The sequence below is a fragment of the Halobacterium sp. CBA1126 genome (genome assembly GCF_009741975.1).
Classification (GTDB): domain Archaea; phylum Halobacteriota; class Halobacteria; order Halobacteriales; family Halobacteriaceae; genus Halobacterium.
This window is the reverse complement of record NZ_WPCF01000026.1, coordinates 12,734-30,735: the sequence shown is the minus strand read 5'-3', so window position 1 is coordinate 30,735 and position 18,002 is coordinate 12,734. Positions and strand designations below refer to the sequence as shown.

General features: G+C 56.7%; 18 protein-coding genes. 9 read left to right on the top strand and 9 right to left on the bottom strand.

Annotated features, from left to right (window positions below):
• Nucleotides 1-204: 204 nt before the first annotated feature.
• A complete protein-coding gene (locus GJ634_RS05615; protein ID WP_157501012.1) occupies nt 205-414 on the bottom strand; it encodes a hypothetical protein in 210 nt (69 codons plus the stop codon).
• A 206-nt stretch (nt 415-620) separates the two neighbouring features.
• On the opposite strand from GJ634_RS05615, the gene GJ634_RS15960 reads away from it, so the two are divergent.
• A complete protein-coding gene (locus GJ634_RS15960; RefSeq protein ID WP_331714009.1) occupies nt 621-1,436 on the top strand; it encodes a hypothetical protein in 816 nt (271 codons plus the stop codon).
• Between the two features lie 170 nt (nt 1,437-1,606).
• Here GJ634_RS15960 and GJ634_RS05605 read toward each other — a convergent pair whose 3' ends face one another.
• The 3 genes from GJ634_RS05605 to GJ634_RS05595 form a co-directional block, all read right to left on the bottom strand.
• Nucleotides 1,607-2,005, bottom strand: coding sequence for a hypothetical protein (locus tag GJ634_RS05605; RefSeq protein ID WP_157501008.1), 399 nt, complete (start codon nt 2,003-2,005; stop codon nt 1,607-1,609).
• Nucleotides 2,002-2,877, bottom strand: a complete 876-nt coding sequence (locus tag GJ634_RS05600) for a ParA family protein (protein WP_157501006.1) — start codon at nt 2,875-2,877, stop codon at nt 2,002-2,004. The genes GJ634_RS05605 and GJ634_RS05600 overlap by 4 nt, the downstream gene beginning before the upstream one ends.
• Before the next feature lie 222 nt (nt 2,878-3,099).
• Complete coding sequence (locus GJ634_RS05595) at nt 3,100-3,534, bottom strand: TRAM domain-containing protein (RefSeq protein WP_157501004.1); 435 nt, start codon at nt 3,532-3,534, stop codon at nt 3,100-3,102.
• Between the two features lie 326 nt (nt 3,535-3,860).
• On the opposite strand from GJ634_RS05595, the gene GJ634_RS05590 reads away from it, so the two are divergent.
• Nucleotides 3,861-5,084, top strand: a complete 1,224-nt coding sequence (locus GJ634_RS05590) for a phage integrase SAM-like domain-containing protein (RefSeq protein ID WP_157501002.1) — start codon at nt 3,861-3,863, stop codon at nt 5,082-5,084.
• A gap of 40 nt (nt 5,085-5,124) precedes the next feature.
• On the opposite strand, the gene GJ634_RS15955 is transcribed toward GJ634_RS05590, so the two are convergent.
• The 4 genes from GJ634_RS15955 to GJ634_RS05570 form a co-directional block, all read right to left on the bottom strand.
• Nucleotides 5,125-5,424 (bottom strand): hypothetical protein, encoded by a 300-nt coding sequence (locus tag GJ634_RS15955; protein ID WP_231736950.1) that lies wholly within the window; start codon nt 5,422-5,424, stop codon nt 5,125-5,127.
• 193 nt (nt 5,425-5,617) lie between these two features.
• Nucleotides 5,618-6,001: a Rid family detoxifying hydrolase gene (locus GJ634_RS05580; RefSeq protein ID WP_331714008.1), complete on the bottom strand. Its 384-nt coding sequence runs from the start codon at nt 5,999-6,001 to the stop codon at nt 5,618-5,620.
• A gap of 362 nt (nt 6,002-6,363) precedes the next feature.
• On the bottom strand, nt 6,364-7,575 hold the full coding sequence (locus GJ634_RS05575) for a nitrate/nitrite transporter (protein ID WP_197425419.1): 1,212 nt from the start codon (nt 7,573-7,575) through the stop codon (nt 6,364-6,366).
• A gap of 195 nt (nt 7,576-7,770) precedes the next feature.
• Nucleotides 7,771-8,547 carry a hypothetical protein gene (locus GJ634_RS05570; protein WP_157500998.1) on the bottom strand — a complete coding sequence of 259 codons (777 nt, stop codon included), beginning with the start codon at nt 8,545-8,547 and terminating at the stop codon, nt 7,771-7,773.
• Between the two features lie 175 nt (nt 8,548-8,722).
• On the opposite strand from GJ634_RS05570, the gene GJ634_RS05565 reads away from it, so the two are divergent.
• From GJ634_RS05565 to GJ634_RS15375, 7 genes are all read left to right on the top strand, one after another.
• Nucleotides 8,723-10,375 carry a thiamine pyrophosphate-binding protein gene (locus tag GJ634_RS05565; RefSeq protein WP_157500996.1) on the top strand — a complete coding sequence of 551 codons (1,653 nt, stop codon included), beginning with the start codon at nt 8,723-8,725 and terminating at the stop codon, nt 10,373-10,375.
• A gap of 83 nt (nt 10,376-10,458) precedes the next feature.
• The gene (locus GJ634_RS05560; RefSeq protein ID WP_331714006.1) at nt 10,459-11,259 is read left to right on the top strand and encodes an electron transfer flavoprotein subunit beta/FixA family protein; all 801 of its coding nucleotides are present in this window, start codon (nt 10,459-10,461) and stop codon (nt 11,257-11,259) included.
• The gene (locus GJ634_RS05555) at nt 11,256-12,233 is read left to right on the top strand and encodes an electron transfer flavoprotein subunit alpha/FixB family protein (protein WP_157500992.1); all 978 of its coding nucleotides are present in this window, start codon (nt 11,256-11,258) and stop codon (nt 12,231-12,233) included. Before GJ634_RS05560 ends, GJ634_RS05555 begins: the two co-directional genes overlap by 4 nt.
• A gap of 115 nt (nt 12,234-12,348) precedes the next feature.
• The gene (locus GJ634_RS05550) at nt 12,349-14,448 is read left to right on the top strand and encodes a heterodisulfide reductase-related iron-sulfur binding cluster (RefSeq protein ID WP_157500990.1); all 2,100 of its coding nucleotides are present in this window, start codon (nt 12,349-12,351) and stop codon (nt 14,446-14,448) included.
• A gap of 324 nt (nt 14,449-14,772) precedes the next feature.
• Entirely contained in the window at nt 14,773-15,198 is a 426-nt protein-coding gene (locus tag GJ634_RS05545) for a universal stress protein (protein WP_197425418.1), read from the top strand.
• Nucleotides 15,199-15,333: 135 nt separating this feature from the next.
• Entirely contained in the window at nt 15,334-15,840 is a 507-nt protein-coding gene (locus tag GJ634_RS15380) for a MaoC family dehydratase N-terminal domain-containing protein (RefSeq protein ID WP_197425417.1), read from the top strand.
• Nucleotides 15,837-16,238 carry a MaoC/PaaZ C-terminal domain-containing protein gene (locus tag GJ634_RS15375; protein ID WP_197425416.1) on the top strand — a complete coding sequence of 134 codons (402 nt, stop codon included), beginning with the start codon at nt 15,837-15,839 and terminating at the stop codon, nt 16,236-16,238. Before GJ634_RS15380 ends, GJ634_RS15375 begins: the two co-directional genes overlap by 4 nt.
• Before the next feature lie 949 nt (nt 16,239-17,187).
• On the opposite strand, the gene GJ634_RS05535 is transcribed toward GJ634_RS15375, so the two are convergent.
• The gene (locus GJ634_RS05535; RefSeq protein ID WP_157500988.1) at nt 17,188-17,979 is read right to left on the bottom strand and encodes an IclR family transcriptional regulator; all 792 of its coding nucleotides are present in this window, start codon (nt 17,977-17,979) and stop codon (nt 17,188-17,190) included.
• Nucleotides 17,980-18,002: the final 23 nt, after the last annotated feature.

Genomic DNA, 18,002 nt, shown 5'->3' with positions numbered 1-18,002 from the left:
GCTTTTTGGCGACGGTGGCTCTCGCCGCACCGAGGGCGTCTCAAAAAAGACAAAAAAACTGACAGCCGTATCTAGACCGTTCCAACTTCGGCGACGAACTCCTCCGCAAAACCGGGTAGAGAAGCACGTCAAAGAGATTGTCCGAGCAGTTCTCTGACTCACCAACAATGTACTTCACAAGAGCGCATCTCGTAACGAGGTTGTTCACTCGTCTGCTAGCGTTTCCAAGTCTTCGGAGACGCGTTCGCAGAGCTCCGCCGCTGATGCATAGTCCTCATCATCAAGTGCTAGCAGAAATGCGAGGAGGTCATCTCGGAGTGAAGGACTCATGTTGTCAACGTTCTCTAAATCTATCGATGCGATTTTCGTGAGCTCATCGATTTGGACGAGCGATGCAGAGTCTTCATCAGCCATACTGTTCAGAACCAACGTCACACTGACCCACGGTAGTCTTTCCGCTATTCCTCTCTGCTCGTTAAGCCACATCTCGCAGCTCTTTAGACCGCCCAATCGCCAGATGCTGTCCTGGGTGAAACGGCCGCTAAGTGGGTGTGTAAAAATATCAACGCCACCGCCGAGTTCAATAGCTCGTGACACATAGTGTCGTCAGATAATGCATTATGAGTGACTGGAGTGAACGGATGGACACGGGGACGAAGCTCCTGCACCAACAGGCAGTTCGAATTCCACTGCCAGACGTACAAGCAGAACGCGCTCTCCACAAGAATATGGAGCGAATTGCAGCTGCTGGCGAGCGAAAGAGCAAGTTACTCGATGACCCAGATGTCCCGTTAACGGAGGTGTACGAGGACGAACTGGCCGAAATGAGGGAAAGCTTCAAGCATCGCTTACAACAGATTGCTGGCGAAGACTACTACGAAGTCGCAACCGCGTACCTCGACGGTGAGCGTGACGACTGGATCGGCGCCCTCGCAGCGTACTATCTGGAGTGCTACTATCGGCTCCAGGAACGCTACACTGTTGATGAGGAAATCTTCTGCTTGGTGATTCTCCGATATCCAGACTGTTTCACGGTGAATCTCAGCTTCCTCACTGGAGACATCAGCGACGATGCAGTCCGGTACGAATCCGCCAAACATGTGGAGGCAGATTTCGACGACCACCACCAAGAACAGTACTACGCAGACTGCCAGCACTCCCAGCACAAGGCTGCAGAATACCTTCGTGAGCGCGTCACCTGTATTCGAGACGCGTTCCCGGACCCAGAAACGACTCCACGTGAGCAACGTGAATATGGCGGATTCGTCCATATCACTGGGCGGGACGGTACGACTTTCGCAGAGGTTCTGGATTCACTCGCCCCAAATCAGGAACGGTTTGATGACGACACCTCGTCGCCGGGCCTCGTTGCAGAAGGACCAGAGACCCGCCGAGCGAAGGAAAACTATGTTCCGAACCATGAAATCGCACTCTAATATCCGACTTCGCTACACGTAGCAGCCAGTCGGTCTGTAATTAGCGACAGCCGCCAGAATCTGATTGCCGGTCGGATTTCAATAAAGCTGATCTCCCCTGTTCTATGGAACCCTTCGGACTTGCTCAATTGACCCCTCTTTCTGCTACAGAGCAAGGCTCGTAACTGAGATTACTCCTCGAAGGTCATCCCGTAGCCCCACTCTTCGAGATGCTCCTCGACCTCGTCGAGATGGTCCAGCCCGGCCTTCATCAGCGCCTCCCGGAGGTCAGTGAGCGAGACGTCGTCGTCGAAGCGGTCCTCGAGCTCTCGTTGTGCGTCACGTTCTGCGCTCTTGGTTTCACTCTGCAGGAACAGCGGGACGCGTTCACGCCCATCTTGAACGCCGTCTCGGCGGAATTTATACGGGATCTGCATCGACCGCTGCTGTCGCGATGACTCCGTTGACTCAGGCTCCGTTGTCTTGGACTCGGTCGTGGTCGTCTCGGACGAACTCGACTCCTCCAGGTCCGTACTCTCCCCTCCGGACGCGAATGGATCCTCGCCAGCCCCTTCTTTCATGCCCGTCATGCGGAGAGCACCTCGTGGTCAAGGTCACCGGGTTCCGGAGGGTTCGGCGCTTCGAGTCCGACCTGTTCCTCTAGGTGGCGGGCAATCCGGTCGAACTGGGCGAGCGTCTCGATTTCGTAGTCACGCTGGCGGTCCCGGTGGTTCCGGACGTACTCGAACGCCGAGCACTGCTGCATCCAACAGCCTTCCATCAGTGACGCCCGTTCTCCGATAACCTCGGGAATCGGGTAATCGATTTCGTCGAGAATCGTCCGCTGGTCGCGCGTATTCTTGAAGCCGACCGGGACCGCCGCAAGCACGCCAACCTCGACGTCCAGTTGGTCCTCGAGCCCGGCGACGAGAGCTTCGAGACCTTCGACGGCCGCCCGTCCTTTCGCGCTCGGCTCGACGGGGATGACGAGTGAGCGCGTGGCGTGAATCGCGTTGTACAGATGCGGCCCCTCTGTCGCAGGCGGGTCACAGATGAGTACGTCGTACTCGTCAGGCACGCCGGCTTCCTGGAGGACGCGCAGCAGCTGGGCGTGCATTCCGAATGCTTCCCCCATCGCTTCGGCTTGTTCTTTCTCGCGCTGGAGGTATTCGGCAAGGTCCGAGAGCATGTTGTGTTCCGGGATGATGTCGACGCCTTCGACGGTTCGGACGAGATCGTCGAACTCACCGCTTGGACGCCGAATCATGTGTCGAACGATATTGTCGACGGATTCGGTACGGTCCGTGTCGACGCCAAAGAGTCGAGAGAGGTCACCATCCTGCGGGTCGAGTGGGACGACGAGCGGTTTCAAGCCTGCTCGGGCGTGCGCGACTGCGAGGTTTGCGGCTGTCGTCGTCTTGCCGACCCCGCCTGCCTCGCTGTACGTCGAGTACGCTAACATACTCTCTTCATGGACACCACTCATCTTGAAAGTTCGGTACGTTCATTCATTACTGTAATTCGTTACGTGGTGTGGTGAACATCAATAGTGAACAACACTAGTGAACATTATGGATGAACACAACTACTGAATGTATTTGGTGGTTGAACCTACTGGCGTATGTTGATGAATGCATCTGGTTACAGTTCCAAGTGAAGTCGAAGACAGCGTCGGGTATTCGTACTATCTGACTTCCGGCTCGGTTACTGGTTCGGCGAACGCGACTGACTCTCGCACGTCAGTAATCTCGACGTCTGCCTTATCGCCGGGCTGAGTCCCGGGCACGACTACGACAAACCCTCGTTCGACCTTCGCGATTCCATCGCCCTGGTCGCCTAGTGTATCGATGGTTACTGAGCGGACTTCGCCTTCTTCTACCGGTGGCGTCTCATTCTGGTTCCCACTTCGGTGACGGTCACCGGTTGATGCAGATTGCGCGTTAGTTGTTTCTTCCTGAACGTCGTTCGTTGAGGCAAGCAGCGCCACCCGATAGATATCTCCGGGCGAAAGTGAGCTGTCCTCGACGAACTCTTCTGGAATTGAGATCGTGTACTCGTCCCCCTGTTTTTCGAGTGTTGTTTCGTAAAGAAGGCGTAGCGAATCCGGAATCTCTGCCATTACCGGCTGTACGCAGGGCTGACTAAAGGGAATTTGGTTGTCTAGACGTTCTCCGATCCTTCCTGCCGCCCCAATAATTTGATATAGCAGAATACAATTTATATCTGTCCTACATCCGCTATTTGCCTCTTAGCTGGCGTGTGGGTGCCAATATCGGTGGAATTCGTCTATGTATCTGTTGGTCGTGATTACCCCAATAATCACGACCACTTTGAAGTACCCCGCCGCCGTCGGTGAAGCACGAATGCTGCAACCGCCTCACGACGGCGCTTCCCCCAGGGTAGAGGACCCGAGACCGGGGCTGCAGGACGGTGGAGGGCCGGTGAATGCCTGACCGAGCGCTTTCGACGCCGCTCGACGACAGCTTCGAGCGCTACCTCCAAGACAAGGGGAAAGGCCGCGGTGGGGACGGTGGGAACTATCGACGCAACGCCGCTCGCGAACTCGAACGGTTCGCCGAGTGGGTCGCCGGCGACCGCGGTGACGACGACTGGGCCGGGATCGTCCCCAACGACGTCGACCGCGATCCCACCTTCGACGATCTCGACGAACGCGTCTTCCGCGAGTACGCCCGGTATCTCGCTGGTGACCGTGGCCTCAAACAGAACACCGTCCAAACCTATTACCGCTATATCTCTGCCTGGTGTGGCTGGTGCGTCAACGAGGGATATCTCGAAGCCCATTACGCGCAACGGGCGAGTGCGATGGCGCCGCTGCCGGAGGACGACGGCCGCAAGCCCGGCGACCAGCAGGCCTGGACGTCCGAACAGCGCCACGCCCTCACCCGCCACGTCGACGAACAGGCTCGCGACGTCGTCGAGGCGTACACGACACTCCCAGAGGATACTGACTCCCTCGACAAGCAACGAGCACGCTACGCGGCGCTGAAGGCGGCTCGTGACCGGGCTCTGGTGTTCGTCCTCGCGTACACCGCCGTCCGCGTCGGCGAACTCCTCCGCGATCCGAACGACCCGCGCCGGCGCGGCGTCCGCTGGGAGGACCTCTCCCTCGACGACGGCAGTATGGACGTCTACCGGAAGAAACAGCAGTGGGACGCCGCGAGTCTCCCCGACCCGGTGATCTCGCCGCTGCGGAGCTTCCGTCAGCTGATGGACCCACCGACGGAGCGCTGGCCGGTGTTTCCGACGTTCGACCAACGGACGCTCGCAGAGCTCGTTCGGGAAGAGCTAGGCGAACGAGGGGAACGCCCAGAAGCAATTACTGAGCGGCGTGATGAGTACGCTCGCGACCTCCTGCTGGCGCTCGATGAGGATATCCGGCCGCCGTCAATCACGACGGACGGCGCACGGTCGATTCTCCAACGGCTCTCGGAGGCTGCGGAGATCGACATCGACCATCCGAAACACGATTACCTTGCTCCGCACGGTGGTCGACGTGGAATGGGGGAGGTGCTCGTCCGCGCGTTTGGGTATACAGTCGCTGCTCGATATCTCGACAACTCAGAGGAGATGGTCCGGGAACGGTACTCACACATCGAGGCGGGAGAGCTCGGTGACGTAGCTACCGAAGCACTAGAACAGATCGATTGACGCAAGCGTTTATACGGGAGCAGAACCTAGATTCGATTGATTAATGAGTCTTGATCAAGCGGTTGACAAAGCGCTCGCGACATACAATATGTCGCGGAGCGAAGAGGCCGAGGAAGCGGGCCGAACAGTCGCTACGCTCCAAGACTGAAAGGGTCACTAAGTCGGGATCCCGGATCTTTTCCGCGAATTCTGCTTTCGAGAGTTCTGGCGTCCCTTTCACCTCCGGATAGATGGCACGTTCGACAGCCTCCTCAACGAACGTCACCCAGAGATCTTCGTGCTTCTTCGCGTAGACGATTTTTGTCTCATTCAGGTATATATCCAACTCGTATTCAGTCAAGTCGATCTCGACTGCGTGTTTCCGCTCAAGTGTTCTCGCGCCGAACCTATACAAATGCTTGAAGAGGACGTTCTTCCGTCGAACGGTCTACACCCGCTTTGATTCGTTGATGTACTCGTTCACCCATCGCCAATCGTAGGAATTTGAGGAAGATGCAGTCGAATACCGGCGCTCATTAGTGTGACGACATTTCTCAATCCTCCACCACGGCTATCGCTTCAATCTCGATTGCTGCTCCTTTTGGTACTTGTCCAACCTCAACAGCACTTCTCGCGGGTGCCTTGTCGTCGAAGAAAGTGCTGTAAGTCTCGTTGAACTCCTCGAAGTCGTCGATATCATCGAGGAACACTGTCGTCTTGAGCACATCAGTCATTGACGCTCCCTCCGAGGTAAGTATCGATTGAACATTTTCGAGGCACTTTCGAGTTTGTTCCGACACCGTGGCCTCATCGAGAAGTTCCCCGTTATTCGTGAGTGGTAGCTGACCTGCTGTAAAAATCAGATCACCCGTACTTGTCGCCTGACTATACGCTCCGACAGCCGCTGGTGCATCGTTGGTGCTAATAATCTGCTTCACCAATATCTGGCTGAACTGTTTCGCTGACGAACTCTCGAGCCGCCTCTTGGATCATTCGCTCTTATTCCGAGAGATCCGCATCTAAGTCGACATAGTCTAGCATTAATCTCATAGACCCAGACAATATTTAATAAAAGTTTGTATTTAATGTAGACTCCCTGAACATCTTGATCGGACCACGTTCGATACTGTATTCCTCAATACTAGAGAAGGTATTCGAAAATGGGAGGTCAGTAAGATGGAGTTGAATACTGAGTTTCAAGCCCGCCACGAGCAGTAGCCAGAGCGGGAGTTCACTGACAAACCCACCCTTTCGGGGAGGTGGTTGGCGTGAATACTGGGAATGAACCTTGAGGAGGACGTCACCGATCGCTTCCGTTGGGCATTCGGTAGGTGAGTCCAATAACGATAAGCATCACGCCAGAAAGAACGACGTAGCCTGTATCGAAATAGCCATGGTCACCAACCACGCCGAAGATAACCGGGCCAGTAGCCGCTAGTGATGCCGTGAGCGTTCTAATAACACCTAGTCCCGTTCCTTTCATCTCCTCGGTGAACGCTTCTGCAATAAATGACTGGGTAATCGCCCCAGCTCCGAGCATAGTACTAATAAGCGCAGTAACTCCAACGAGTAGCCAGATGCCATTTATAAACGGGAGGAGTAAGAAGCCCGCGCTCGCTGGCAGCAGAATACCGATAAGTGACCGACGAATTCCGATTCGGTCATAGGCTGTCCCGGAGAGCGGCTTTACGAGAACACCGACGGCAAAGAAGAGTCCGAAGAGAATGCTCGCCTGTTGCGAGGATAGTCCTTTCACTGACGTGAGGTAAGTCGGGTAGAATGCGGTAAATGACTGCCAGATAAACATATACAGGAAGAAGATGACAGTGATAAATCCAAGCGCCGGGTCTCGAAGTTCCGCGAAGACACCAACAGCATCCCGCAACGACTGCGACTTTCCCGAGTCCGTTGCCGAGTCCTGTTGTGGCGACGTAGCATATATTAAAATTCCAGAGATGACCAGTAGCGGGGGGATAAATCCGAGTCCAGCCTGCCAGGCGATTGACGCGGCGAGAATGGCGGCAACCGGTGGGAGGGCAGTCTGACCGATGTCTCCCATAGCCATTGTGACGCCGAGTGCGCTGCCAAGACGTTGCGTGTAGAGCTTCGAGAGAATCGTGATTCGAGCAATTGGGTACAGTGAGTGGCCTAATCCCCAAACAGCGGTTGCCAGAAACAAGATGACTGGCGACGAGGACGTGACAACGAGACTAAGGGCGCCCGCAACGACAATCACGCTCGCAGCCATGAGTTTGCGTTCATCGTATTGGTCTGCGAGTATTCCGCCGGGTAATTGACCGATCGCAGCAAAAAACCATAACACAGTCACGAGAAAGCCGGCGACCGTGAGGCTGAGGCCGTAATCAGATTGAAGATATGGAATAATGACGGGATACACCATCCGTCCACCGTTTAATAGCCCCCAGCCGATCGCAACTGCGGCAAGCGAGATTCCTTTCCCACCACCCCATAACGCCGCTATTTCTTTCCGCATCTCGATTCGAAAACTCATTAGGATTTAATTGAACCAGACAGCCAATTAACTATAGTCCCTGTGCTTTGCCTTGGACAGCACTGTCCTATCTGTCAACTGCCCCGCGCACGATGGCACGGGGCTTGTCAGTGAACTCGGCCTCTGCCCCGATTAGGGGGACGGGACGGATCCCCGGTTCGGCGTCACTACTCCTGACTTCAGGGCGAGTTGAAGTCAACCACGTGCAGAACTTGTTGTTTCGGGATTCGTTGAGTATTCAAGACTGACTACTTCTCGCGTCCGTGCGACCGCGGTTAGCACCGGATACGTCCATGGTTTGTCCTCATAGAGGTATGCACACAGGGAGTGGTGGTCAATTTTGGGAAGAGAGCCACGCTCTTGAATCGTTTGCTGGCGGCGCTCTGCAACCGTATCTAGCTGTTCGGTAAACGACTCGTGGTGCCATTCCGGGATTATCGTTGTGTCGAGCGCAGCGGAGACCTCCAAGAGATCGGCCCGCGCCGATTCAACTGACTGGATTTCAGTTTCGAGGATCCTGACGAATTCCTCGCGTTTGCGAATCGCTTGCGTTGCCCTTGCCTCGAGTGTGTTCTTGTACGGTAGGGTGAATGACACCGACGATTCGGGTCGGATATTTACAGCGACAGCTGCGCCGAACTCGTTGGCGAAATGTTCGACGAGCGATTCGCCGTACGCGTCATCGTAATGTGGGATACTCAGAACAGTTTCTCGGTAAGCGGTGCGAACGCGGTTGACTCGGTTGGTCGTGGACGTGCGACCAGTAATCCGCATCGCTCGGTCTGGTGGCGTCGGCGCCGGGTCGATTCCCTCAAGACGCTCACGGAACTTCTCAAATGCTTCCTGTTCGACGTTCACTTCCTTGCGTTCCTGGTTGACAAGGTGTGTAGCCGCTGACAGCGGCGCAAGAACGTACTGTTGGAGGGAATCCACGAAGTACTGCGGGCTCCGCTCGCTGCTTGTGTTACTCATACACGTGCTATTTAGTAACGTGGTACAAAAAATTACCTGAACTGAGGCGCTGAGGCCTTTTCCTTGACGATCGAGTAGGGAGAGGATACCGCGTCCATCTGGGACTAGGTTTTTTATACTCTACCAGATAACTGAAAGCTGATGCCCGTGAGCTTCCGAAAACAGAGGGTGTTGTATGACTGTTGGTGATGAGGTAGTCAAGCGCCTTTCGGCGGAAGGTGTCGAAACTATCTTCGGCATCCCAGGCAAGCAGACGCTCCCGCTGAATAAGGCCATGAATGAATTTGGGATCGAGTTCGTTATGGCGCGCCACGAGACTGCGGTTTCTCATAATGCATGGGGATATGCTGAGTCAAGTGGTGAAGTTGCGGGTACGGTTGTCATCCCTGGGCCAGGTGATATGAATGCAATGAACGGACTGAAGAATGCATTAAATGACTGTACCCCGTTAATCCATATTGCCGTCGAAACCGAACCAGAGGTCCGGGGTGGTGACGGAATTCATGAAACACCACCAGATACCTATGATAACGTGGTGAAGGAGAATTACCTCGTTGAGGAACCACAAGCAGCAGCGCCGATTGTTGCCGAAGCAGTTCGGACTGCTCGAACCGCGCCAAAGGGCCCAGTCCGCGTGGGCATTCCTAAGAACTTCCTCACGATGGACGTGCCGCAAGCGGCACCATCAGATACTACCCCTCCAAAACCACGACAGCCAGATGTTGATGCTGTAGATACGGCTGCTAGTCTCCTCGCGGATGCTGACGAACCGGTTATTGTCATTGGCGGCGGGGTTCGCGCATCGGGGGCTACAGATAGCCTCCTTGCTCTTGCAGAGCGTCTTAGCTCGCCAGTGCTAACGACATACAAAGGGAAAGGTGGATTCCCGGAAGATCATCCCCTCTCTGCCGGTGTCCTTTGCGGGGGTACTAGCCCTGAAGTGGCCGAAGTGTTGGCTGAATCAGATGTGGCGCTAGCCGTCGGAACTGACTTCGACGCCGTATCAACCGGTCAATGGAGTCTCGATGTCCCGGAAGATCTGATTCACGTCACGCTTGACCCGAACGATATTGGAACTGGCTATGAACCATCCGTTGCGTTGGTCGCGGATGCAGATACGACACTTTCCATGCTGTCTGATGAAGTGCCCCAGAAAGAGGGAACGGGCGCCGAACGCGCACGCACCGCGCGAAACTCAGATGAAAACCGAATCAAGGAGTTAATTGACGGAGATGAACCACCGCTTACCTCGCCGACAGCATTACGATCGGTGCGATCCGCGATATCGGAAGACACCATCGTTACTGCAGACGCTGGCGGGTTCCGGCTCTGGACGCTTGTCTCATTCCCTGCGTTCGGTCCACGGTCCTACGTTAACCCCGGGTCATGGGCAACCATGGGAACTGGTCTCCCGTCTGCTATCGGTGCGAAGACCGCAAATCCAGATTCCGACGTAGTAGCCTTGACTGGTGATGGTGGTCTACTAATGTGTGTTCACGAATTGCATACTCTAGCAGCCGAAAATATCGACGTTACCGTAGTCGTATTCGCAAATCAAGACTACGCGATCATCAGCGAGGAAGCTGAACGAAGTTACGGCTTAGAAGATATGACGTACGGATGGCCACGTGCATCTTTGTCGTTCGACCTCATCGCCGAAGGGATGGGAATCGAGGTAATGAACGCGGAAACGTCAACCGAGATCGAGGAGACGGTCGCCGAAGCGGTTGAAAGTGAGGGGCCCACACTCGTTGAAGTCCCCACTGATCCAACAGAACCCCAGGCTAGCGAGTGGATGACACGCCCCCAGAACCAGTCATCTAAATAACTCTTCTGCCGGTGCACACTGGATGTATCTCACCCCTACATTTAATAGTAAAACTTAACAATACAGCAGAATTCCGCTGTGGTGTGAAGGTACTTGTCACTGTCAAGGAGGTCGCTACTGTCGAGGACGACTTCGAGATTTCCGGCACGGAAATCGAGGAGACGTACCTCGACTACGACCTCAACGAGTGGGACGACTACGCCGTCGAGGAAGCCGTCCAGCTTGCGGAAGCCGGCGACGACGTCGAAGTCGTCGCGGTCACCATCGGCCCCGAGCGCAGCGAGGAGACGATTCGGATGGCGCTGGCGAAGGGCGCCGACCGCGCGGTCCGCGTCTGGGACGACGCCATCGAGGACGTCGAACTGCTCGACGTCGAGACGAAGGCCGAGCTGCTCGGCGCAGTCGTCGAGGAGGAGGACCCGGACATCGTGCTGTCGGGCGTGCAGGCCAACGACGACAGCTTCGGCGCGACCGGCGTCGCACTCGCCGAAACAGTCGGCTTCGAGTGGGCGGCCGTCGTGAACGCCCTCGACACCGAGAAGGTCCTCGACGAGGGCGTCGCCTCGGTCCGCCGCGAGCTCGAAGGCGGCATCGAGGAGCTCACGGACGTCGAACTCCCCGCGGTGCTTGCCATCCAGACGGGCATCAACGAACCCCGGTACGCCAGCTTGCGGGGCATCCGGCAGGCCCAATCGAAGGAAATCGACGTGCAGAGCCTCGACGACCTCGGAGTCGGCGCCGACGACGTCGCGAGCAGCCTCGATGTCACGGCGATGTACGAGCCCGAGACCGAGAGCGACGCCCAGTACCTCGAGGGTGACGCGGGCGAGCAGGCCGCGAAGCTCGCTGACGTCCTCCGCGAGAAGGGGGTGGTCGGCGAATGAGCGCCGACGTGCTCGTCGTCGCCGACCACCGTCGCGGCGACCTGCGGGACGTCAGCCTCGAACTGCTCTCGGCGGGCCGCGAACTCGCCGACGAAGCGGGTGGGGACCTCCACGCGACCGTGATTTCGGGGAACGTCGAGTCGCTCGCCGAAGAGCTCGACCGCGAGGGCGTCGACCGGATCCACACAGTCGCGCACGGCGCGGAGTTCAACCACGACGTCTACGTGCAGGCGCTCACGGCGCTCGCCGGCGACCTCGAACCGGAGTTCATCGTGGTGCCCAACAGCGTCAACGGCCTCGACTACGCGCCCGCCGTCGCGACGCGGCTCGACCGCCCGTACGTCTCCGACGCGGTCGACCTCGACTACAGTGAGGGCACGCTGGAAGTCACGCGGGAGATGTACGGCTCGAAGGTCGAGACGACCGTCGACGTCGCCGAAGGCCCGTTCGCGGTCTCCGTTCGTGGCGGCGAGTGGCCGCCCGCCGAGGGCGTCGGCGACGCCGAGATTACGGCGTTCGACGTGGACGTCGACGAGGATGCTGTCCGGTCCAAAGTAAAGGGCTTCGAGGAGGTCGGCGGCGGCGACGTCGACATCGGCGACGCGGAGTTCCTCGTTTCGATCGGTCGCGGCATCGAGGAGGAGGAGAACCTCGAACTCGTCGAGGAGCTCGCGGAAGTGACGGGTGCGACGCTGTCGTCCTCGCGCCCCATCGTGGACAACGGCTGGCTGCCGAAGAACCGCCAGGTCGGCCAGTCCGGCAAGCAGGTCACCCCTACCGTCTACCTCGCCATCGGTATTTCGGGTGCGGTCCAGCACGTCGCCGGGATGAAGGCAAGTGAGACCATCATCGCGGTCAACACCGACCCGAACGCGCCCATCTTCGACATCGCAGACTATGGTATTGTTGGGGACCTCTTCGACGTCGTGCCCGCGCTCATCGAAGAGTTCGGCGGCGAGCCGCCGAGCGTCTAAGGCTCTCCCTGCGCTAAAGCGCGAAGCGTTCACCTCGAACTTTCCGTAACTCGGTAGAGCCGACTGAGATAGCACTGTATCAATCTTTATGTGAGTGGTCGACGGGCCTTGAGATATGCCCTCGTACATGTTAGCGCAAGCCGGGGTTGAGACGCGGCCCACGTTCTGGCGCATCGGCCACGTCGGCGAGGCGCTGTTCTACTACCTCGCCGCCGTCGCCGTCGCCATCTTCCTGTACGGCGTCTACCAGCGATTCGCGACCTACGCCCGCGGCGCCGACGACCCGAGAGAGCGACTCACCGACCTGCCCGCGCGCGTACTCACCGCGGCGAAACTCGTCGCCTCCAACGAGAAGCAGTTCGACCGCGACCTCTACGCCGGCCTCATGCACACGTTCATCCTCTGGGGGTTCCTCTCGCTGTTGATTGCCACCACCATCCTCGGCATCGACATGGACCTCTGGACGCTGGTGCTCGGCCAGCCCTCCTTCTTCGTCGGCGACTTCTACCTCGCGTACTCGTTCGTCGCGGACGCCATGGGGCTGCTGTTCGTCGTCGGCGTCGGCATGGCCATCTACCGCCGCTACTGGGTCCAGTACGGTCGCCTCTGGGGCAAACACACCAGCACCGAGGACGACCTCTTCGTCTGGACGCTGTTCCTGCTCGGCGTCGGCGGCTACCTCACCGAGGGCGTCCGTATCCTCGGTACCAGCGCGACCCGCGACGTCTCCTTCGAAACCGTCTCCTTCGTCGGCTGGTTCGTCAAGGACGTGCTGCAGGCAGCGGGCGTCACCCCGCAGGCCGCGGCCGCGGCGTATCCCGTCGTCTGGTGGAGTCACGCGCTGCTCGCGCTCGCGTTCGTCGCCAGCGTCCCCTACGCCAAGCCGTTCCACATGCTCTCCAGTTACGCCAACCTCGTCACCCGCGACGAGGACGCCGGCAAACGGCTCCCCCGGGTGCCCGAGGACGCCAGCCCCGAGGAAATCGGCCCCTCCGACATCGAGGACTTCACGTGGAAACAGCTGCTCGACCACGACGCCTGCACGAAGTGCGGGCGCTGTTCATCGGCCTGCCCCGCGAAGGCCGCGGGCCGCCCGCTGGACCCCCGCGACGTCATCCTCGACCTGAAAGCCTACCGCGAAGGCTTGGAGGCGGGCGACCGCGAGGAGGTCGACATCGTCGCGGACGGCGGCACCTCCGTCGTCGACGCCGAGACGATGGAGTCCTGCATGAGTTGCATGGCGTGCATGGACGCCTGCCCGGTCGACATCGAGCACGTCACCCAGTTCACGGAGATGAACCGCCGGCTCACGGAGTCCGGGCAGATGAACAAGAACGTCGAGGAGGCCGTCATGAACGTCTTCCAGAAGGGCAACACGTTCGGCGACCCCGACCGCAAGCGCCCCGACTGGACCGACGACCTCGACTTCGAGGTGCCCGACGCCCGCGAGCAGTCCGTCGAGTACCTCTGGTACGTCGGCGACTACCCCAGCTACGACGAGCGCAACCAACACGTCGCGCGCTCTCTAGCACGGGTTTTCGAGGAGGCGGGCGTCTCCTACGGCATCCTCTACGAGGACGAACAGAACGACGGCAACGACATCCGCCGCGTCGGCGAAGAGGGGCTCTACGAGATGGTCGCCGAGGAGAACATCGAAGCCTTCCAGTCCTGCGACTACGAGAACATCGTCTGCACGGACCCCCACTCGTACAACACCTTCTCGAACGAGTACGAGCAGTTCGGCTTCGAGGACGGTGACTCCGTCTACCACTACACGCAGGTCGTCGAGAACCTCGTCAACGACGGCGCGCTCGGCCTCACGGGAACGGAACTGAACGACACCGTCACGTACCACGACCCCTGTCACCTCGGGCGGTACAACGGCGAGTTCGAGGCGCCCCGCGAGGTCGTTCGCGCGACGGGCGTCACGCTCGACGAGATGCCGCGCAACCGCTCTGAGTCGTTCTGCTGTGGCGGCGGCGGTGGCGGCCTCTGGATGGACTTCGACGAGGAGACCAAGCCCAGCGAGGAGCGCATTCGGGAGGCCCTCGAGGACACGGACGCCGGCCCGGACGTCGACCGCTTCGTCGTCGCGTGCCCGATGTGCATGACGATGTACGAGGACGGCCGCAAGACCGGCGGTTACGAGGACGACATCGAAATCACGGACGTCACCGAACTGCTCGTCGAAGCCATCGACGCAAAAGAGAAATAGGCGTATACAGAGGGTAATATCGTCCTTTTCGTGACGAGAAGATGACTGTGCAGTTGGAGACTTCTGGCATTACGTTAAACCCGAGTCCCAAGACAGAGATTCCGTGTGCTCGACGAGAGAAAAGCAAGTAGTCCCGAACACGAGAAGATGAGGTTGTTAAGCGGTCGGCGGGACTATCTTGATTCGCGAAATCCCGGTGCCGCAATCAACGCGATTCTTGAGCACCGCCAGCCCAAACTTAGCCGGTTCTCTCTTGGTCTTCGGTAAACGCAACCCGTCTGGCAGAGTAAATTTTTATTAGAACTTACTGTGAGCATGTGTGATGTGTACCAAGTACTACTCCCGGTAGGAAAGAGCGAGGAACGAGCGATGAAAGCGGCGGAGATCGCTTCGAACCTTCCGAATGCCGAGGAAGCGGTCGATGTCGTCATTCTGAACGTCTTCGAAGAGTTTGACGTCACGGGTGAGGGTGGACAAGTCAAGTCCGAGGACGTGTGGGACGAATACGACTATCCGGATAGCGTTGCAACCGTTGAGAACTACCTGGATTCGCGCGTCGCGGCGGTGTCGAAGCGACGTGAGCACGGCGACGTCGCGAAGCAGATCCTAGCTATTGCTGGCGAAATCGACGCTGACAGTATCGTAATGGGCGGCCGCAAGCGGAGTCCGACTGGGAAGGTCTTGTTCGGGAGCACGACGCAGTCAGTGATGCTCTCGGCGAAGTGCCCGGTGACAGTTTCGTTCAGCTAGTAGTTCGAGTGCAGTCTGTCCGGGCGCTGTCTCTGGTTTTTCCACGTATATCGGTGGGTAAAAGTGAGATGCTATTATGAATTATTCTGGGCTGGATCAGGTATATTTTTGTTGCAATACACGAGAAGAGCGACTGTGCCATCGAAATCCATCGAAACGTTGAGGGAGACTATCGGCGAGACGTATCGAACGGTCGAAGACTTTGAGGTCGAGCGCGGGAAAGTCGCAGAGTTCGCGCGTGCGATCCACGATCCGGCAGAGATCTACTTTGACGAGACTGCCGCAGAAGAAGCCGGCTACGAAACGATTCCCGCGCCACCTACGTTTCCACGGACATCGTACTTCCCTCGTTATCGTCCCGAGGGCGTCGATTATAGCCTAGGATTCGATCTCGGCTTTGACCGCGCCCGCGTGGTTCACGGTGAACAGAAGTACGAGTATAACCGTCCACTCTACGTAGGCGATGTCCTTGTTGGGGATACCACCATGGAAGAGATTTACCAGCGGGAAGGCCGCAATGGTGGGACCATGACGTTTGCCGTCCTATGTACAGAGTTCATGGACAAAGCTGGTGAACATGTGCTGTCGGCGTATAATACTCGTATCGAGACGGGAGGAGCTATCTCAGGTGAGTCAGAATGACTGACGAGTTTACGGTGGGCGATTCATTCGAGCATACTGTTGAGGACGTTGGCCGGGTGGATTTTGTGAAGTACGCTGGCGCGAGTGGCGATTTTAACCCAATCCACTACAACGAACCACACGCGAAGCAGGCGGGCTACGATTCCGTGTTTGGACAGGGAATGTTCACAGCAGGGGTCGCCTCACGCTCCGTCCGCGAAGCTCTTGGTCTCCAGTACCTCGACGAATACCAGACACGATTCAACGCTCAGGTCTGGCCCGGAGATACGCTCTCTACCACAGTTGAGATAACAGCAGTAAGCGAGACAGATGAAGGAACACGCGTCGAAGCAGATGTCACGGTCATAAATCAAGACGGCGAAAAAGTGGTTACAGGAAGTGCTGTAGCCATTTTGTGACAACCTCACCTGTGAACGCCACGGGTTTTCGATGTTGGAATGCTGGTAATCATCGATAACGTGGTACAATCGACCCTCGAACAGGAAGATTGCTTGTTAGTTACTACTAACACGACGTCATGGAGGATTCGTGGGAGGCTCTGGGCCTCAGAAGAGTGCTGTAACTAGTGTATTTGGGATCGTATTCTTGTCGTGTGGTACCAAGAACAACCGCCCCGGTTTCTTATTAGGAAACAGGGGGATAATTGCTTTAGATACAGTCTATTCGGCGATTCCAGAATAAAAACCAAATATAAATATAAATCTGGGTGAAAATACAACTATTCTACTATCAGCTAAAGATATCCGCTACCTATAACGATAGGCGCATTATCGTTGCGTTATGTGTTTCTTCCCTCCCCTGGTAGGTGATATCTTAGCGGGCAGAGTTTGATACTGGATCTCTAGGTTTCCCTACCCCATATCCAATTACAACCATATGGCTGTAATCACAGCGGCCTGAGACTCACTAATACATTTCCATTACAACCGTATGGTCGTAATCCTATTGGAGGAGCCGGAGATGAGTAGTGTATAGCAGATCGCAGGCTAACCACCTCATATATGGGAAAATTTCATTTAGATCCTCTATCTATGCCTTGTAGTCGGTTTAACCGTACAGTAATATACATATGTGCGCTATATCCACCATATAATATCTGGAATTTTCATTTTGGCCATGCACAATATATGTATCCGGTTTTCCTAACCAGAAACAGAATTGAATCACTCATCCGTACCGGGATTGTTTCGATTTCGTCGGTCTGTGGACTGTACGGTGCTTGAGAACTGTACAGCGCTGTATTCTCCGCGTTAACCACCCACTACGCTCGTTTATTGAGGAAGGCACCTTAGCACCTTGATTCAGGTAAATCCGGTATCCAAAGATAGGCCTGTTGTTATTGGAGTATTAGGAGTGGGCGATATTGAGCTCTATCTCATTAACGAGGCTCAAAAGGAGATCAGGGTACTCGTCATCCATTGGCGCCCCACGCATTCGGTGGTTCGGACCAGAAACGACAATCGCACCAAGTACTGTTCCATCGGGCTTAGTCATAGGTGCAGCGACAGCATAGAGCCCTCGTGTGCTTTCCCCGACACTATAGGCGACACCACGTTCCCGAATCGTTTCGAGTTCTTCGACCAGCGCATCACGGTCTGTGATAGTGGCTTCTGTCGCACGGGGAAGGCCATGTCGGTCGATTATTTCGTCAACACGCTCAATCGGGAGTTGTGACAGAATTGCTTTCCCAGACGCGGTTTGGTGCAAGTACATCTGTGTGCCCGGCCGCGTTCGTGAGGGGACCCCATTAGTTCCAGCTTCCCGATAAAGAACGACTGATTTGCCATGCTGTTCAGTCATACACTGCCCCACCTCTCCTGTTTCAACGGCGAGTTCTCGTACCTTCGTCTTGATAATATTGGTACTCGGGAACTGGTCTCGAACGTAGCCCCCGAGATCCAGAAACTGAAGGCCTAACTGGTATCGGTCACCTTCCTTGACGACGTATCCATGTGCTGCTAAGGTCGTGAGATGCTTGTGGACCGCACTCTTCGACAACCCAGTCTCCGCCGCAATTTCGGTGACCCGACCGCCATCATTCTCTTTCAGCGTGTCGATAATTGTGAAGGCAGTTCCGAGGCTCTTGATCGGTACCTCAATCTCGTCGGCCTTTGTCCGGTCCGGTGTATCGTCGTTCATACTCTAACAGTAGTTTGTAGGTA

Coding starts and splice junctions, on each gene's coding strand:
- GJ634_RS15960 (WP_331714009.1), top strand. CDS start 621: ATGAGTGACTGGAGTGAACGGATGGACACGGGGACGAAGCTCCTGCAC.
- GJ634_RS15375 (WP_197425416.1), top strand. CDS start 15,837: ATGACTGACGAGTTTACGGTGGGCGATTCATTCGAGCATACTGTTGAG.
- GJ634_RS05570 (WP_157500998.1), bottom strand. CDS start 8,547: ATGAGTAACACAAGCAGCGAGCGGAGCCCGCAGTACTTCGTGGATTCC.
- GJ634_RS05615 (WP_157501012.1), bottom strand. CDS start 414: ATGGCTGATGAAGACTCTGCATCGCTCGTCCAAATCGATGAGCTCACG.
- GJ634_RS05555 (WP_157500992.1), top strand. CDS start 11,256: ATGAGCGCCGACGTGCTCGTCGTCGCCGACCACCGTCGCGGCGACCTG.
- GJ634_RS05600 (WP_157501006.1), bottom strand. CDS start 2,877: ATGTTAGCGTACTCGACGTACAGCGAGGCAGGCGGGGTCGGCAAGACG.
- GJ634_RS05535 (WP_157500988.1), bottom strand. CDS start 17,979: ATGAACGACGATACACCGGACCGGACAAAGGCCGACGAGATTGAGGTA.
- GJ634_RS05565 (WP_157500996.1), top strand. CDS start 8,723: ATGACTGTTGGTGATGAGGTAGTCAAGCGCCTTTCGGCGGAAGGTGTC.
- GJ634_RS05590 (WP_157501002.1), top strand. CDS start 3,861: ATGCCTGACCGAGCGCTTTCGACGCCGCTCGACGACAGCTTCGAGCGC.
- GJ634_RS05605 (WP_157501008.1), bottom strand. CDS start 2,005: ATGACGGGCATGAAAGAAGGGGCTGGCGAGGATCCATTCGCGTCCGGA.
- GJ634_RS05575 (WP_197425419.1), bottom strand. CDS start 7,575: ATGAGTTTTCGAATCGAGATGCGGAAAGAAATAGCGGCGTTATGGGGT.
- GJ634_RS05550 (WP_157500990.1), top strand. CDS start 12,349: ATGCCCTCGTACATGTTAGCGCAAGCCGGGGTTGAGACGCGGCCCACG.
- GJ634_RS05595 (WP_157501004.1), bottom strand. CDS start 3,534: ATGGCAGAGATTCCGGATTCGCTACGCCTTCTTTACGAAACAACACTC.